Raw genomic sequence first — 16333 nt, 5'->3', positions numbered from 1 at the left:
ATGTAAAACACAACCTAATCTCAAAAACTTTAGCTTAGGGAACTCCATAAGTTGAAACTGGCAGATTTGCTGAGGCTCGATCGCACAATTAAGGTTATTGGCTTTGACGACGCTCCGTTTTCTCGTACAAGCGGCAGTCTGGTGTCGATCGCGGGCATAGTCTGCGGGGGAACGCGATTTGAAGGAATGGTGTGGGGACAAGTCCTCCCAGACGGATTAGATGCCACGGATGCTATTTCTGGGCTACTCCTCGGAGGCAAATTTCTGCCGCAATTGCATCTCGTTTTGCTAGACGGAATTGCTTTCGGCGGCTTCAATATTATTGACCTTCCCGAGTTAGCATCGCGGCTGCAAATTCCTTGCGTTGCTGTCATGCGCCGCCAACCCGATTTAGCGGCTGTTGAAAAAGCCCTCCGCCATTTACCAGACTCGGAATACCGTTTAGAATTGTTGCGTCGCGCCGGAAAAATTCACGCTTTTGAACCTTTCTTTTTTCAAGTTTGTGGCGAACAACCGGAAGTAATAGCGAGGGTGCTCCAGCGTTTAACAGACACTGGTAAAGTTCCTGAAGCTTTGCGTTTGGCTCATTTGATTGGTGCGGCTGTAATTACTGGAGTTAGCGGCAGTTCTGCTTGAATTATTGTTAATAACGGGCAAGAGCCCCGTTCCACAAAGAGTAATTTTTTTTGTGGGGTTGGCATCCTGCCCGCCCATGAAAAGCTTATTGTAAATGATGTTATTCGATGAGTTTTTACCTACCTACTTACTTACACAATTTCGCCGTCAATTTCACCGAATTCGATTTGAGTTCCCAACGCCAAAGTCAGGGTACTTTCAGGTTCTACCATTTTTATATCGCCTTGAATGTCTGTAACCCACCAAGTGCGATCGCACAAATTTGTCAATCCTAACGAAAGCTCGTTTCTTGATCGAGAAGTGACTATAGCTACAAGACCGTTAGATGCTGCGGCTGTTAAACTCGGTATGTCAGAGGTGAATAGTTGAGTTCCCGAAGTCAGAGGAATAACTCGACTGCCTAATTTGAGGGAAAATTGGCTGCTGGTAAAAGAAGCTGGTGCGGCTTTTTGTGATATAATACTAGGCGGAACCTGAGCCGAAGTTGCAGCAGGCAAGTCAGAGTTTCCTACTGTAATTGTACAGTTGCCGATTTTCTTTTGGTCGCCCGATCGCAAATAACTCACCGCCCCACTATCAAGATTCTCGCAAACAATTTGACCTGCTTCTAATTGAAACCGCATTGCCACGGGTGAAACATTAGGAATGCAGATAATAGACAAATTTTCATCACTGCCAAAAGTGATCGGTTCTGAGCCAAGAGTAAGAGTGCGATTTGCTCCGGTATCGTAACTAATTACCAGCCAAGCTTTGTTAAACAAAGTTTCAGCTACAACCAACATAATTCCAATCCAAAAACCGATCGCAGCACAGCCAGCTAAACGGCCCGCTGTACCAGATAGATTGTAAGCAAACAGAATAAACAAACAGCCGCCCAAAACTCCTCCAACACCGCCGCCTCCCGTGCCGCGAAGCGCTCCCAAATTAGGAATCCGCTGTCCAAGTCCCAGTCCTAATAAACTGCCAGCTATTCCCCAGCAAATTACTCGTAATAATTCGTTGTTTCCGTCGCCAATTCCGCTGTAAATACCTTCGGCGATCGCCCCAGAAATCGCTCCTGCTATTAAACCAAACAATCCGCCATTTTTTAAAGCCTGTTTAATTTGAGGCTTGCCTTTGATATAGTAATAATAGCCGAACATGATAGCAGTAGCAATACCACCGCCTACCAATCCAAACCAGCGACCTGTAGACAATACACTGTCAAAAAAAGATTCCGAACCAGGGAGTCGCTGCATGAAAGGTTCGGTGATTAGATTGCCGACGAAACCGCCGACTGCACCGCTAATGCCAAACTGCAAAGCTTTTTTAAGGGCTGATAGATTTCTTTTCACGGCGCACCAGATTAAAAGTGAGAGTCAAATCTAGCTACAAGCTCGAAAGTCACGATTTCCGATGATCTGATATCTGGCATCATTGTTAATAAGCTTTTCACGGGCGGGCTATCAGATCCCAACCCCTAATCCCCACAACAAAATTCACTCTATTGTCGAACCGGCCCGAAAGCCTGTTAAGAGAGAATGCTGCAAGATGTGAGTGTGAGATTCTCCCACATCTCCCGCCTGTCTCCCTTCCCTCTCAGCAACAAGTCTGTGACCCTCGCCTCGTCGCCCGCCACAATTCCCTCTTAATGCTAGATCGCCTGCAACCCTTACGGCAAGATAACTTTAGCGATTTTTTAACTGTGAAATTTTAAATTAGAAGACCCAAGCGAGGGCCCAAACATGAAAAGGAATGTTACAAACTATTACAGTAACACTCAGAATGTGAACATAATGCCTCAAAATACTTGCGAGAGGTAGTTGTGTCAGAGAAGCAATATCCTTACTAACTGCCCGATAGTCACTCGATCGCCACTAAGTGGCCTGCTGCAATCTCGATCGTAGATTAAAGATCGCATCAGTCATTTGTGGTATTGTAAGCGACAGGCTTAGTGCGAGCACTCACAACCGCACCGGCGTGAAGAACCAGCGCCGTTAAGCACCGAAGGCAGTCACCCGCCAACAACTTCAACAGTTGCTGACTGTGGAAAGTCCAGCCTTCCCCGTCAAAGCTCCTGCCTGAGCAGGAAAGATACGGGACGCAAGCGCCCGCCTTCGCTAGCTCAGCGCAGAGCAGTTCATATAGCAAAATATCCAGCGGGTACACACAAGATGAGTATCGTCACCAAATCAATCGTCAACGCAGACGCCGAAGCTCGCTACCTGAGCCCAGGTGAATTAGATCGGATCAAAAGCTTCGTCACCTCTGGTGAACGCCGCGTCCGCATCGCCCAAATTTTGAGCGAATCCCGCGAACGCATCGTCAAGCAAGCAGGCGACCAACTTTTCCAAAAGCGCCCTGATATTGTTTCTCCCGGCGGCAATGCTTACGGCGAAGAAATGACCGCAACTTGCTTGCGCGACATGGATTACTACCTGCGTTTGATCACCTACGGAATCGTAGCTGGCGACATTACTCCGATCGAAGAAATCGGTATTGTCGGCGTCCGCGAAATGTACAAATCTCTCGGCACCCCGATTGAAGCCGTCGCCGAAGGCGTTCGCGCTATGAAAAATGCAGCTTCTTCGCTGCTGTCTGGAGAAGATGCTTCCGAAGCTTCCTCTTACTTCGACTACGTTATCGGTGCGATGCAGTAAGGAATTTCGATTTTAGGTTTTCGATTTTAGATTGAAGAATTGGGCGTTACTGCTAACAAGCTAAAAGCTTTTGCAGATAATCGGCCACTTAAAAATCTCAAATCCCATATCCCAAATTCCAAATTCTAGCTCCAAAATTGGACTGACTCAGCCACTTTCTAGGAAACAAGACAACCATGCAAGACGCAATTACCGCCGTTATCAATTCCTCTGACGTTCAAGGTAAGTACCTCGACATCAGCGCTCTAGACAAGCTCAAGAACTACTTCGCTTCTGGTGAACTGCGCGTCCGCGCCGCTACAGCCATCAGCGCCAATGCAGCAACAATCGTCAAAGAAGCAGTTGCTAAGTCTCTGTTGTACTCTGACGTAACTCGTCCCGGCGGCAATATGTACACCACTCGTCGTTATGCAGCTTGCATCCGCGACTTGGACTACTACCTCCGCTACGCCACCTACGCTATGCTAGCTGGCGACCCTTCCATCCTCGATGAGCGCGTGCTCAACGGTTTGAAAGAAACCTACAACTCCTTGGGCGTGCCCATCGGTTCTACCGTACAAGCAATCCAAGCAATGAAAGAAGTCACCGCTGGTTTGGTCGGTTCTGACGCTGGTAAAGAAATGGGCGTCTATTTCGACTACATCTGCTCTGGCTTGAGCTAAGACTCAGGAAAAAGGAAGAAGGAAGAAGGAAGAAAGAAGAAGAAATAACACTTATTTCTTGCCTCTTTTAACTTTTAACTTTGGACTTGTTACCTTTGGCTTTGAAAAGAGGTCAGGGAAGTTGAGAGTGATTGCTAGACCGTCAAAGGCTTGTCGAGAAAGCCCGACGAGTTTTAACGAGCTAGTTTTGACTCCTAACTCCCTGCCTTCAATCTTTAAAAAATCCATCTAATAATCTGTAAACCTACTCAGGAGTTAGTTTCCAATGAGAATGTTTAAGGTGACTGCTTGCGTCCCAAGTCAAACTCGCATCCGCACTCAGCGCGAATTGCAAAATACCTATTTTACTAAGCTCGTTCCTTACGACAACTGGTTCCGGGAACAGCAAAGAATTATGAAAATGGGCGGCAGAATTATTAAAGTGCAACTGGCTACGGGTAAGCCCGGAGCTAATACCGGCCTGCTTTAAGAGCCGAAGCTGGATTAGTAGAGGGGTAAGAGGTCGCGATGACCTCTTTTTTGTTGTTATAGCAGAAGTCAGATGCTCCGACCGTTGTTAATCTAATCATTGACAAATATTTCAATAAGCAGAAAGTATAACTGCGATTATCGCTAACAAAACAGCCAGCATTTGTGGTAATGTAATAGGCTCTTTCAAGAATAAAGACGATAATAATATAGTAATCAGCGGGTAGATAGACGTAACACTCACTACATTGGCAACTTCACCTTTGCCAAGGGCTATAAAAAATACTAATGATGCCACAGTGCCACAAACACCAACTAACATGGCAAACAAAATTCCCCTAACATCTCCCTCAAAACTAAAACTATTAGTTTGGATAATAAATAAAGTAGTTAAAATAGCACCAATTGCTTCATAAACAAAAGCAGTTTTGTAGTCAATATATTTAGTCGCTAAATTGCCGAAAAATCCCCACAAACCATATAATAGCGAGCAGATTAATGCGTAAATTAACCAATCTGGTACTTTAGCCATCTTTGTTAGAGTTTATTGAGATCCTTCTAAAATCCTATGGCTAATGACATTCGACGCTTCATTCCATTTTTTGACCCCAGCGCGTCTCAATGGGCCGCTGAGGCTCGGTGGCTGAGGTGGCTGACTTTTCTGTGGCTGTTTGTCGGGTTGACAGCTTTGTTTTCGGCTTCCTATCCCATCGCAAATTCTGAATTTGGAGACGGCCTTTATTATTTTAAGCGACAGCTAATCGCAGTGGCGATCGGGCTGGCAGGTTTTAACTTGATGGTGTACTCCCCCCTGCGCTACCTGCTGAAAACAGCTCAGTTAGGAGTCCTGTTGTTGCTGGGATTGCTGTGGTTGACCTTAATTCCGGGAGTGGGAACCACCGTCAACGGCGCGACTCGCTGGATATCTCTGGGCCCGGTTCCGATTATTCAACCTTCTGAGTTGATAAAGCCGTTTTTTGTTCTCCAAAGCGCCCGCATTTTCGGCAACTGGTCCCGGTTGACGAATAAAGTTCGTTTAACTTGGCTGTTAATTTTCGGTGCAATGCTGTTGGGAATTTTGTTGCAGCCGAATTTAAGTACCACGGCTTTGTGCGGCATGACTTTGTGGTTGGTGGCTTTGGCGGCGGGCTTGCCTTACTTGCAGTTGGGCGCAACGGCTATGGGGGGAATGCTTTTGGCGGTTTTAAGTATTAGTTTTAGGGAATATCAGCGCCGCCGGATTATGTCTTTCCTCAATCCTTGGGCTGATCCGATGCAAGACGGTTATCAGTTGATTCAAAGTCTGCTGGCTGTGGGTTCTGGGGGCATTTGGGGTGTGGGTTTGGGGATGTCGCAGCAAAAGCTATTTTATCTGCCGATTCAGTACAGCGATTTTATTTTTGCTGTCTTTGCTGAGGAGTTTGGTTTGGTGGGATGTTTCTCACTGTTGCTGATGTTGGCGGCTTACTCTACTGTGGCTTTGAGGGTAGCGATGAAGGCTCGAAATAGTGAGAGTCAGTTGGTGGCAATTGGGGCGATGGTGGTGATGGTGGGACAGTCGCTGCTGAATATTGGGGTGGCGACGGGAGTTTTGCCGACTACGGGTTTGCCGCTGCCGTTTTTTAGTTACGGGGGTTCTTCGATGTTGGCAAGTTTGTTGTTGTCGGGGTTGCTGATTCGGGTGGCGAGAGAGAGTTCAGAGGCTGATGTGGTGTCTTTAAACGGCCTCCGTGGAAAGCCGGGAAAGGCGAAGTTGCGATCGAACAACACCACTACACAAACGGAATAATTTGTCAATAGCAAACTAACCCGATTTTTGGCAAAAATCGGGTTAGTTTATTACTTAAAAACTACTGGCAGAATACCAATTTATAGGAACTGGTATTGTAGGGAAGAACACAGATTTTGAGAAAAAAAGAAGTTAGCGATCTAAAGGCAATTCGAGATTTATATCGTCACAGATGAATGTCGATCAACTATTTCCGCCCGTCACCTTTATTGGGCGGTTCTTCTTGTTGTTCTTGAGGTTTAGCTGTGATCTGAGTTAATTCTTTTTTGTCTGGTTGCGGTGTTTCTGGAGTTGAGTGAGCCATTGAGTTTTGTCCTAAATAGATGCACCGCTTAATTATATCGTTTGGGGCTGCAAAGATATTGCTGTAGATATCGAGAGGAAAATCAAGACAAACAATTCTCATGGAGTGGCATTTAAGCTTTAATAAGTGTTAGGAATATTTTGATGTGTCAAGCGGATATTCAAACCAGAGGCCTGTCAAAAGTTATGAAACTGCAAAAAATAGGATTGTCGGGACTGATCTCAATCTTAGCGGCGCTGACTATAGGTGAGTTTCGGTTTATCCCTAACTCTCAATTTAAAATCATCAATTCCCAGGCCTTGGCTCAAACCCAAGCTGAGCGGGAAGCCGAAGCAGACCGACTGTTCAAGCAAGGGATTCAGCAGTATCAGATTAGTCAATTTCAAGCTGGATTACAGTCTTGCCAACAGGCACTAATAATTTATAGAGAAATTAAAAACCGCCAAGGTGAAGGGTGGGTTCTCGAAAGTCTGGGACGTGTTTACAGTAACCTCGGCGATTACGCCAAAGCCCTTGATTACGCTCAGCAGCAGTTGGCGATCGCACGAGAAATTAATGACCGCCGAAGTGAGGGAGTAGCTTTGGGAATTTTGAAAGAAGCTTACTATTATCTAGGCAACTACGCCAAAGCCCTTGATTACGCTCAGCAGCAGTTGGTGATCGCACGAGAAATTAATGACAGCCGAAGTGAGGTAGAAGCTGACAGAAATTTGAGAAGTGCTTACGATACCATCTACAACCTCGACCGCTACGCTGAAGAAATTAAGTCCGCTCAGCAGCAGTTGGCGATAGCCCGAGAAATTAAAGATCGCCGAAGGCAGGGGATAGCTCTGGGAATTCTGGGACTTGCTTACAGTGACCTCGGCGACTACGCTAAAGCGATTGAGTACGCTCAGCAGCAGTTGGCGATCGCACGGGACATTAATGACCCTCAAGGTGAAGCAGTGGCTCTGGGAAATTTGGGACTTGTTTACCGAAACCTCGGCGACTACGCCAAAGTTATTGAGTACGCTCAGCAGTTGTTGACGATCGCACAAGAAATTAATGACCGCCAAAACGAAGGGATAGCTCTAAGAAATCTGGGAGATGCTTACATAAACCTCGGCGACCACGCCAAAGCCCTTGAGTACGCTCAGCAGGGCTTGGTGATCGCACGAGAAATTAAAGACCGCAAAAGTGAGGGAAGAGCTCTGGGAATTTTGGGACAAGTTTATTATTCTCTAGGCAACTACCCCAAAGCCCTTGAGTACGCTCGGCAGCAGTTGGCGATCGCACGAGAAATTAATGACAGCCGAAGTGAGGTAGAAGCTGACAGAAATTTGAGCCGTGCTTCCGGTTCTATCGACAACCACTACGCTGAAGAAATTAAGTCCGCTCAGCAGCAGTTGGCGATCGCCCGCGAAACTAAAGACCGCCCGAGTGAGGTAGAAGCTTTAGGAAGTTTGGTAAGGTTTTATATGATTCTCCAGGACTATGCCAAAGCGATTGAGTACGCTCAGCAGGGCTTGGTGATGGCGCGAGAAATTAAAGATCGCCAAATTGAAGGAGGAGCTTTGAGAGTTTTGGGAGAAGCTTACATGTACCTCCGCGACTACGCCAAAGTCATTGAGTACGCTCAGAAGTCGTTGCCGATCGTCCGCGAAATTCAAAACCGCCAAAGTGAGGCATTAGCTTTGTTAAATTTGGGAATTGCTTACGTAAAGCTTGGCGACTACGCCAAAGCAGTTGAGTACGCTCAGCAGTCGTTGGTGATTGCCCGCGAAATTAAAAACCGCCGAATAGAGCGAGCAGCTTTGGGTAATCTGGGAGATGCTTACCGTAACCTCGGCGACTACGCCAAAGTGATTGAGTATGCTCAGCAGCTTTTGGCGAGCACGCGAGAAATTAAAAAGGAGGAAGCAACTTTCAGTGATACGATGTTGGCTTTCTATGAGGGAGCAGCTTTGAATAATCTAGGATGGGCTCTCTATACATCTGGCAATCTTACAGGAGCCGAGCAAACCCTACTAGATAGCATCAAAGTTTCAGAATCTTCCCTAGGTGGGGACGATGCCTCGAGAGTGGCAATGTTTGACGAGCAAGCTAACTTCTATGTCAACTTACAAAAAGTCCTCATTGCCCAGAAAAAAACTCAGGAAGCGTTAGAAATTGCCGAGCGAGGTAGAGCCAGAGTTTTTGTCCAGTTATTGGCATCTCGTCTCGCCCCATCTGCCTATTTCGGAATTCCTATCAATCCGCTCAATATCCAGCAAATTCAACAAATCGCTAAAGAGCAAAACGCTACTCTCGTCGAGTATTCAACTATTGGGAATGAATCCCTTTATATTTGGGTAATTAAGCCGACTGGTGAAATTACCTTTCGCTCAGTTGACCTCAAATCTCTTAACATCAATCTACCCGAAGCCAGCGAACAGACAAGAGTATCTGCTGCTCTCGGGACGAGAGGATTAAACGAGCAAGATACAGCCTTAGCTGAGATGATTCGCGGCACTCGCGAGGCTCTGGGTGTATCGGCGGGGGACACTGCCAATCGACAAGTGGCTAATCGTCCTGCTTCTACCCCTGCTAATTCTCGCATAATCTACCCCAAATTACAGCAAAGTTATCAACTACTGATTCAACCCATTGCCGATCTTTTACCTACTGACCCGAATGCTCCTGTCATCTTCATTCCCCATCAATCCCTGTTTTTAGTTCCCTTTGTCGCCTTACAAGATCCGACAGGTCAATATTTGATTGAAAAACATACCATCCTCACTGCTCCCGCCATTCGAGTTTTGCAGTTAACCCACCAATCACGGCAAAAAGTCCGACAACTTTCTCTCCAGAATAACTTAGTTGTAGGCAATCCAATTATGCCCCTAATTGGCACCCCGCCGCGCCAATTAGCTCCTTTACCGGGCAGCGAACGGGAAGCAATTACAATTGCCCAACTTCTGAATACTAAACCGATTACAGGCTCTCAAGCCACTAAAGCATCGATTACTCAACAGATGCTAAAAGCCCGGATTATTCATCTGGCAACTCACGGATTACTCAATGAAGTGAAGACGCGAGATTTACCGGGAGCGATCGCCCTGGCTCCATCAGGAAATGATGACGGATTGTTGACTTCTAGCGAAATATTGGAGTTAAAATTAAATGCTGAATTAGTGGTATTAAGCGCTTGCAATACAGGCAGAGGAAAAATCACAGGTGATGGTGTGCTTGGATTATCTCGTGCTTTAATTAGTGCTGGTGTTTCCAGTATTATCGTTTCTCTGTGGTTAGTTCCCGATGAGCCGACAGCGGAATTAATGGCAGAATTCTATCGCCAGTTACAGAAAAACCCGAATAAAGCTCAAGCTTTGCGGCAAGCGATGCTGATGACAATGAAGATGCACCCAACTCCGCAAGATTGGGCGGCGTTTACGCTGATTGGCGAAGCAGAATAAGATTTTTTTCTGCGCTTGCTACACTGCTTGAGGGTTGCAGCCAAACAAATCAGACGTTGACGCAAAAACACCTTTCTTAAGAATTAAATGCCGATCGCCATCTCGACTGATTAACCCTTGCTGCTGCAATTTTCCCAGCATTCGAGTTACTGTTACCCGCGTCGTGCAAATCGCATTAGCAATATCTTGATGTGTCAAGCGGATATTCAAACGAGTTCCCCCAACCACAGGCTGACCGAATTCCTGTTGCAATAATAGCAGTAGCTGATACAAACGGTCATCTACTCGCCGCTGTCCGGCGATCGCTAAAATAGCTTCCATTTGTCGCAGCCGCCGTACCATTTGAGGCAGCAACTCGTGAGCCAATTGAGGAGAAGCTTCGATTTCCACCATAGAATACCACATCAAATAAATATCTGATGTCGCCGTAGCTCGGTAAGTCTGTAAGCTTGTCAACCACAAACCGAAGCACATCGAAGGCCCAACCCAACCCAAAAGTCCTTCTTCCCCGGTTGGATAAAGCGTACTCAGTTGTGCTAGACCTTGACAGACTCGCCAAAGGCCTTGCGGCATCATAGGAATGGTTTCGCCCTTGGCATAAAAATGCAAGTTTCGAGTTGCTCCTGTGTTATGCTGGACTTCCGCTAAAAGTGCTTTGGATGTTGGTGGCATATCCGTTATTTCCAGCTAAAAAACATTAGTCTGAGACCTACGCCTCTCACTCTAGCTTACAAAGGTAAAGGTTTGGTAATCGTCAGGTTAGGGGAAAGATAAGCTTTAATCATTAGTTGTTAGTCATTAGTTGTTAGTTGTTATAAAATGACTGAAAACACGGTGGATTGTAGAAAATAAATGCACTCGTTATTCCCGGCATATTAAATAAATATTTAAGTGGAAGAATGAATCAGAATTTTTGTTAATAAATAGTGGGTTGATCCAGGTTTTATAGAAAACAGAGGCGAGTTCTGAAGCTCGATCGCACTTCCAGGCCCGCAGAGTCAACTGTTGCTACTTGCTGCGGCAACCTTCAAGAACTTCTAAAATAGTTTAAAGAAGTATCAAAAGACATAGTAAGGTTTTTCATGGCCGATCAATTAATTCGCGCTACAGCCGCAGAGGGCGGAATTCGCGCTGTAGGCGTCATTTCCACCCGCCTCACCGAAGAAGCAAGACAGCGGCACAAGCTCTCCTACGTGGCTACAGCCGCCCTCGGCCGCACAATGTCGGCGGGGCTGTTACTCGCCTCCAGCATGAAACGCCCCGAATCGAGAGTCAATATTCGCATCAAAGGAGATGGGCCGCTGGGCGGGCTTCTGGTGGATGCGGGACTTGATGGAACAGTTCGAGGTTATGTGGACAATCCCGGAGTCGAGTTGCCGCCCAATGCTAAAGGCAAACTCGATGTGGGCGGGGCAATAGGTGACGGTTATTTGTACGTGGTGCGGGACGTTGGATACGGTTTCCCTTACTCAAGTACGGTAGAATTGGTTTCCGGCGAAATTGGCGACGATCTGACTCACTATTTGGCAACCTCGGAGCAGACGCCTTCGGCTCTGGTTTTGGGGGTGTTTGTGGGGGCGGGCGGGGTACAAGCGTCTGGGGGTGTGCTGTTGCAGGTTCTGCCGAAGGCGGCAACGGACGAAAAATTGGTGCAAACTTTAGAATCTAGAGTGGCTGCACTGTCGGGCTTTACGCCGCTGCTGCGCTCAGGGAAAACGCTGCACGAGATTCTCGAAGAGTTACTGGGAGATATGGGCCTGGAAATTTTCCCGGAAACTCAGATGGTGCGCTTTCACTGCGGCTGTTCGTTCGATCGAGTTTTGGGAGCTCTGAAAATGTTGGGCGAAGCGGAACTCCAAGACATGATTGAAAAAGATGGGGGGGCAGAGGCTACGTGCCATTTCTGCAACGAGGTTTACAAAGCTAATAGCGACCAACTTGCGGAACTGATCGGCGATTTGCGATCGAACTCCGGTTCTTGAGATAATAATTGGTAATTGGCAATCAGGAGTGCGAGTTAGGGATCAAGGCCTTGACCAATTGCCAATTACCCATTATCAATTACCTAATCACAAAATTTTGATTTTTGGGGTTTGGCGATCGCCTCTTGTAGTCTTTCGCCTGCTGGAGTATTTAAAAGTGATGAATACATTCTATAGAGCAGTCAATAGCAGCGATCGCTGTTTTGAAATAATTAAGACAGGCTGGTTGTTGTTTGTGGTGAGGATATGAGTCAAGATCGCAAAACATCAGGCCGTTGGTCTGCATCAGAATCCTTCGAGCCAAAAAGGGATACTTCATCGCTGGTGCCACTTCCAGCAAGGAAAAACCGGGCTGAGCGACTTAAAGAGCTCCGAGAGTTGGTTACTTCGGGAAAACTGCCGGGAGGGCATCTGGAACTACCGCCGAATTTGTCTGGGGAAAACTCGCAGCAGCCGGAGGGACACAATCGGTTGTGGCCCAGGTGGTCGAATAAGTGGCAGTTTTGGCTCGCCGTGAGTTTGATTCTGTCGGTGGGCATGGGGTTTGTGGCACTTGCGTCTTTGCTCAACCTGACTTCGCAGTCGAATTGCTCAAAGATTTTTTGGCCGACGGCTTCTGCTAACGATCGCTTTTTTTGTGCTCAAGAAGCAGCTAGCAAGCGGACGGCAGATGATTTACTGTGGGCGATCGAATTAGTGAATGCTTTGCCACAAGACCATCCGCTGCGGCCGAGAATTAACACTCAAATTGATCGGTGGTCGGAGGATATTATTAGGCTGGGAAATGCTAGTTTTCAAGAAGGAAAGCTGGAGCAGGCGATTGCGATTGCGAACAAGGTTCCTCAAAACGTTCCCGCTTACCCGATGGTGGAAAAGCAGATTGAAAAGTGGCAGTCGATATGGAGCGAGGCAGAGAAAATTTACCACACGGCCGAAGACCATTTGCGTCAGGAAGAGTGGACGCTGGCTTTCCGCCAAGCTACTCTGCTTTTGGATGTGGGAAATACTTTCTGGGAATCGGCTAAGTACGAGGAATTGACTAAGCTAATTCAGACGACTCGGGCTGAGGGAAATAAGTTGCTAAAAGCCCGGAATACAGCCTCTGAGGGAGGTCTTGACAATCTGGTGACGGGGATTAAGCTGGCTCAGGGAATTGATCAAAACAGTTATTTGTATCAAGCTGCCAATAAGGCGATCGCGGAATTTAGCAAGAAAATTCTGGGGATCGCGCAACAACGCTTGCAGGCAGGGGATTGGGAGCAGGCGATCGCGATCGCTAACAAGATTCCAGAGTCGGCAAATTTAAGGGGACAAGTTGAGGATTTTAACCAGTTGGCGAGTGCTACTGCTCAGGCTTTGACTGGCTCTGTTGAGGGTTTCTCCAAGGCGATCGAGATTGCTCAAAAGTTGAATTCGGGTCGCCCTTTATACAAACAAGCTCAAAATTTAGTCGGCCGCTGGCAGCAAGAAATGGCTGATGTGAAAGTTTTGGATTTGGCAAGCAGGCTGGCGGCGCCGGGAGGGGTAAATGATTTGAGGGCTGCCATCGCGCAATTGCAAACAGTCCCCCAATCAAACCCCCGCGCTTCGGAAGTTCGCACTCAAATTAGCCGCTTGAGCCGTCAAATCGAGCTGCTGGAAGACAGTCCGTATTTGCAAAGAGCGAACGATTTGGCGAGTACAGGCGATCCGAATTCTCTGGAGGCCGCCGTTGCTCAAGCTTCTCGGATCGGTCAAGGTAGGGCGCTTTACGTGGAAGCTCAAACCAAAATTCAAGCTTGGGTGGAGAGGAGACAGCGGCTTGTTGACCAGCCGTTTTTGGATAGAGCTCAGCAGCTAGCGGCGGCGGGCAATTTGGCGGGGGCAATTGAGATGGCCCGCCGGATTCGATCGGGACGGGTGCTTTATGAGGAAGCTCGATCGAACATTCGGACTTGGGAGGCTCAATTTCAGGGCGAGCAAGGTTTGCAGAGCGCCCGTCAGGCGGCCCGAGCGGGGACTGCTGACGCTTTGCAAACGGCAATTTCGCTGGCTCTTCAGGTGCCGGAGTCGAGTTCGCTCCGGTGGCAGGCGAGTGAGGCGATTGATGAGTGGAGCCAGCGGATTTTGGCGCTTGGTGTGGAACAGTCGTCGTCGGATCTGGCTGGGGCGATCGCGACTTTGAAGAAAATTCCCTCGGGTACTCGGGCTTTTGAGCAAGCTCGATCGCAAATCCAAGTTTGGGAGGAGTCGCTGAATTCTTCGGATGCTGAATCTCCCCCTCCCGAACCGCCAGAAACTGAGCCTCCTAGCCGTTCTCGGAGTCGCTAGGTTAACTCGCTTGCCCGACATGGGGCGGGGGGTTTAAACCCTGAGAATTAGTGCTTGATTAGAGTTTTAACTCACATCAAGCATCATTCTCAATCAACTTTTAGGCGGGGGTTTACTAATAATCCTCACCTTGCCAACAAATTAAATAAAGCCGCCCCCACCACGCGATAAAACTCAGAGAGTATCTATTTAAAGAACCGCGAAGACGCCTTCGGCGAAGCCGTTCCCGTAGGGTAGGGCGCGAAGGAAGAAAAGGAAGACAAGAGAGACAATAGAAAGAGTTCACAAGTGATGCGAGGCTTGCTATAGCAGTTTTCTATTGGGTGAGGTACAGCTTAGCAATTAGCTTTTTCCTAATTATCAATTACCAATTACCCTTTATTTTTAAATCAATTAAACATCTGCCGGATTTAGGTGCATCATCGCCCAAGTGGTGTAAGTGCCGATCGGACTCCAAAGTATGTAAGGCAGCAATAACAGGGCGGCAGGCTCGGAAACTTGCAACACACTTAAAGCTAGTATAACGCTTAAAATAGCGCCCGTTCCGCCGATTATTGTGCCGACTTTTAGGCTCCTAACTTTGCACATAACCGAGGTATAAGACATAGTTACTATTTCTAAAAGCAGGTACAAACCCATTCTCAGCCAAGTCTCCTGAGTTCCCGGTTCTTTTTCCCAAACAATCACTGCTGACCAAGCTGCACAAATAAAAATTACTGTCCAAATTAGGGGAATTGCTTTTTCAATTACTAGCCATCTCGGACGCTGCAAGCGGTTAAACCATTGGATGTCGCTGGGCGGGATAAAGTTAGCTGCTAGTGCTACTATCAAGGCGACGCCTCCAATTACCATCCAGGATTTAATCATTTTTTTACCTTGGGCGAGGTTGACAGGTTCAATTCAGCAGATATTATCTCTAATTTTGGCGATCGCGCAATCTGTCCCTAGTTATATTAGTTTTGGTTCCGTCGCGAAACCCAACATCAGTTGAAAAGTAATTTAGACTTCTGGGAAATCTCAATTTATTTTCTTCTATTCCGTTTCATAATATAAAAAATTTGACTCCTGCTCCCTCCCCTTGAAAAGGGGAGGGGTCCGGTCGGCTTTTCAGTAAAATTGACCAGTAAATTGAACAAAAAGTCTCTTAGTCTTTCCCAAAAATCGGCGACTAGCCGAGGCGGTGATGCTGTTCTAATTCTAAACTAGAGTCATTCTCTTTTTTGGGAACCAGAAGCGTATTTTCGCTGCTCGGTTGCAACACAGCTTTAATCACTTGGAGAAAACGGTTAGGCTTTTTGGTTTGACCGTTGAGAGTGCGCCGGTCTTGCACTTTTTTAGAAAGGTGCCTCATCACAGATAAATCGAGTTCATCGATGAAATGGTCTGCTATACGTTCTCCCATTAAATCAATAGCTTCAGCATACTGATCTGTTAGCGTTTCTATGGCATCGTATGCTTCGTCAGCAACTTGACTTGCTACTGTTTTATTTTTGTCGCCCGGTGTCTGGGAATGGCTGCGGCGTCGGTCTAAAAGACTTTGGTAATCTGCAATGCTCATTCCCAAATTGTAGAGATGATGGTGAGCGTGATCCATCAAATCTACTTCACTGGGATAGAAGAAACCACGAGTGCTGTTGATGCCGTGCAGTTTTGCCCAACGGCGCAGAGTTGTCTCATCTTGCAGTTGGTATCGCTCCAACATTTGAGCTGTGTTCAGCTCTACTTCTGGCGTAACTTTGAAATCGCTCATCGGTAAATCCTCGCTGGTGAGTAAATAAATAAAATTGAAACTTAGAATCTGTGATTGGCGTACAGTCTGAAAATGATGATCAATCCTGTGACGGCATTGAGGGAAGTCTTGCGGGCATTTGCTAGCCGTCGATCGTGCGATTGTTCGATCGAGTCAGAGGATTTCAGGGTAGGGTACTTTTGGGCTTTGTCTCGATCGCATCCGGGAGCAAGCACACTGGGTTAATAATATAGCTGATTTAAGGTTTTAACAACCGTTAAAAATAGTAAAGTTTGATTTTTGGGCTTGAATTTTTAGTAATGTTGAGCTATAATATTCTCAATAACCGTGCAATTAGTAATTTTAGTAGTTGCAAACGA

General features: G+C 46.9%; 15 protein-coding genes. 9 read left to right on the top strand and 6 right to left on the bottom strand.

All coding sequences use genetic code 11. The features are described from left to right. Window positions 1-51 precede the first annotated feature (51 nt). The gene (locus QT996_RS02195) at window positions 52-636 is read left to right on the top strand and encodes an endonuclease dU (RefSeq protein ID WP_190739524.1); all 585 of its coding nucleotides are present in this window, start codon (window positions 52-54) and stop codon (window positions 634-636) included. A 131-nt stretch (window positions 637-767) separates the two neighbouring features. Here QT996_RS02195 and QT996_RS02190 read toward each other — a convergent pair whose 3' ends face one another. Further along, window positions 768-1970 carry an FHA domain-containing protein gene (locus QT996_RS02190; protein ID WP_333044237.1) on the bottom strand — a complete coding sequence of 401 codons (1203 nt, stop codon included), beginning with the start codon at window positions 1968-1970 and terminating at the stop codon, window positions 768-770. An 819-nt stretch (window positions 1971-2789) separates the two neighbouring features. On the opposite strand from QT996_RS02190, the gene apcA reads away from it, so the two are divergent. From apcA to QT996_RS02175, 3 genes are all read left to right on the top strand, one after another. Continuing rightward, window positions 2790-3275, top strand: a complete 486-nt coding sequence (gene apcA, locus QT996_RS02185) for an allophycocyanin subunit alpha (protein ID WP_333036136.1) — start codon at window positions 2790-2792, stop codon at window positions 3273-3275. A 176-nt stretch (window positions 3276-3451) separates the two neighbouring features. Beyond that, window positions 3452-3937 carry an allophycocyanin subunit beta gene (gene apcB / locus QT996_RS02180; RefSeq protein ID WP_006634930.1) on the top strand — a complete coding sequence of 162 codons (486 nt, stop codon included), beginning with the start codon at window positions 3452-3454 and terminating at the stop codon, window positions 3935-3937. Window positions 3938-4202: 265 nt separating this feature from the next. Continuing rightward, window positions 4203-4406, top strand: a complete 204-nt coding sequence (locus QT996_RS02175) for a phycobilisome linker polypeptide (protein WP_006634929.1) — start codon at window positions 4203-4205, stop codon at window positions 4404-4406. A 111-nt stretch (window positions 4407-4517) separates the two neighbouring features. Here the strand turns inward: QT996_RS02175 and QT996_RS02170 are convergent, their stop codons facing one another. Continuing rightward, window positions 4518-4937 (bottom strand): EamA family transporter, encoded by a 420-nt coding sequence (locus QT996_RS02170; protein WP_333044236.1) that lies wholly within the window; start codon window positions 4935-4937, stop codon window positions 4518-4520. 36 nt (window positions 4938-4973) lie between these two features. On the opposite strand from QT996_RS02170, the gene QT996_RS02165 reads away from it, so the two are divergent. Both QT996_RS02165 and QT996_RS02160 read left to right on the top strand, forming a co-directional pair. Beyond that, entirely contained in the window at window positions 4974-6194 is a 1221-nt protein-coding gene (locus QT996_RS02165; RefSeq protein ID WP_333044235.1) for an FtsW/RodA/SpoVE family cell cycle protein, read from the top strand. Window positions 6195-6683: 489 nt separating this feature from the next. After that, window positions 6684-9932 carry a CHAT domain-containing protein gene (locus QT996_RS02160; RefSeq protein WP_333044234.1) on the top strand — a complete coding sequence of 1083 codons (3249 nt, stop codon included), beginning with the start codon at window positions 6684-6686 and terminating at the stop codon, window positions 9930-9932. Between the two features lie 18 nt (window positions 9933-9950). Here QT996_RS02160 and QT996_RS02155 read toward each other — a convergent pair whose 3' ends face one another. Beyond that, window positions 9951-10604 carry a Crp/Fnr family transcriptional regulator gene (locus QT996_RS02155; RefSeq protein ID WP_333044233.1) on the bottom strand — a complete coding sequence of 218 codons (654 nt, stop codon included), beginning with the start codon at window positions 10602-10604 and terminating at the stop codon, window positions 9951-9953. 410 nt (window positions 10605-11014) lie between these two features. On the opposite strand from QT996_RS02155, the gene hslO reads away from it, so the two are divergent. From hslO to QT996_RS02140, 3 genes are read left to right on the top strand one after another with little or no spacing between them, the layout of a single operon-like run. After that, a complete protein-coding gene (hslO, locus tag QT996_RS02150; RefSeq protein ID WP_333044232.1) occupies window positions 11015-11914 on the top strand; it encodes an Hsp33 family molecular chaperone HslO in 900 nt (299 codons plus the stop codon). A gap of 28 nt (window positions 11915-11942) precedes the next feature. Continuing rightward, window positions 11943-12164: a hypothetical protein gene (locus QT996_RS02145; RefSeq protein WP_333044231.1), complete on the top strand. Its 222-nt coding sequence runs from the start codon at window positions 11943-11945 to the stop codon at window positions 12162-12164. Further along, window positions 12161-14224: a hypothetical protein gene (locus QT996_RS02140; RefSeq protein ID WP_333044230.1), complete on the top strand. Its 2064-nt coding sequence runs from the start codon at window positions 12161-12163 to the stop codon at window positions 14222-14224. The genes QT996_RS02145 and QT996_RS02140 overlap by 4 nt, the downstream gene beginning before the upstream one ends. 393 nt (window positions 14225-14617) lie before the next feature. Here the strand turns inward: QT996_RS02140 and QT996_RS02135 are convergent, their stop codons facing one another. The 3 genes from QT996_RS02135 to QT996_RS02125 form a co-directional block, all read right to left on the bottom strand. Beyond that, on the bottom strand, window positions 14618-15091 hold the full coding sequence (locus tag QT996_RS02135) for a TspO/MBR family protein (protein WP_333044229.1): 474 nt from the start codon (window positions 15089-15091) through the stop codon (window positions 14618-14620). A 301-nt stretch (window positions 15092-15392) separates the two neighbouring features. Beyond that, complete coding sequence (locus QT996_RS02130) at window positions 15393-15974, bottom strand: hypothetical protein (protein ID WP_333044228.1); 582 nt, start codon at window positions 15972-15974, stop codon at window positions 15393-15395. 41 nt (window positions 15975-16015) lie between these two features. Further along, a complete protein-coding gene (locus tag QT996_RS02125; RefSeq protein WP_333044227.1) occupies window positions 16016-16189 on the bottom strand; it encodes a hypothetical protein in 174 nt (57 codons plus the stop codon). Between the last annotated feature and the right edge of the window lie 144 nt (window positions 16190-16333).

The sequence above is a fragment of the Microcoleus sp. S13C4 genome (genome assembly GCF_036700865.1).
Classification (GTDB): domain Bacteria; phylum Cyanobacteriota; class Cyanobacteriia; order Cyanobacteriales; family Microcoleaceae; genus Microcoleus.
This window is presented reverse-complemented; position numbering and strand designations above follow the sequence as displayed.

Coding starts and splice junctions, on each gene's coding strand:
- hslO (WP_333044232.1), top strand. CDS start 11,015: ATGGCCGATCAATTAATTCGCGCTACAGCCGCAGAGGGCGGAATTCGC.
- apcB (WP_006634930.1), top strand. CDS start 3,452: ATGCAAGACGCAATTACCGCCGTTATCAATTCCTCTGACGTTCAAGGT.
- apcA (WP_333036136.1), top strand. CDS start 2,790: ATGAGTATCGTCACCAAATCAATCGTCAACGCAGACGCCGAAGCTCGC.
- QT996_RS02155 (WP_333044233.1), bottom strand. CDS start 10,604: ATGCCACCAACATCCAAAGCACTTTTAGCGGAAGTCCAGCATAACACA.
- QT996_RS02135 (WP_333044229.1), bottom strand. CDS start 15,091: ATGATTAAATCCTGGATGGTAATTGGAGGCGTCGCCTTGATAGTAGCA.
- QT996_RS02140 (WP_333044230.1), top strand. CDS start 12,161: ATGAGTCAAGATCGCAAAACATCAGGCCGTTGGTCTGCATCAGAATCC.
- QT996_RS02130 (WP_333044228.1), bottom strand. CDS start 15,974: ATGAGCGATTTCAAAGTTACGCCAGAAGTAGAGCTGAACACAGCTCAA.
- QT996_RS02165 (WP_333044235.1), top strand. CDS start 4,974: ATGGCTAATGACATTCGACGCTTCATTCCATTTTTTGACCCCAGCGCG.
- QT996_RS02160 (WP_333044234.1), top strand. CDS start 6,684: ATGAAACTGCAAAAAATAGGATTGTCGGGACTGATCTCAATCTTAGCG.
- QT996_RS02170 (WP_333044236.1), bottom strand. CDS start 4,937: ATGGCTAAAGTACCAGATTGGTTAATTTACGCATTAATCTGCTCGCTA.
- QT996_RS02175 (WP_006634929.1), top strand. CDS start 4,203: ATGAGAATGTTTAAGGTGACTGCTTGCGTCCCAAGTCAAACTCGCATC.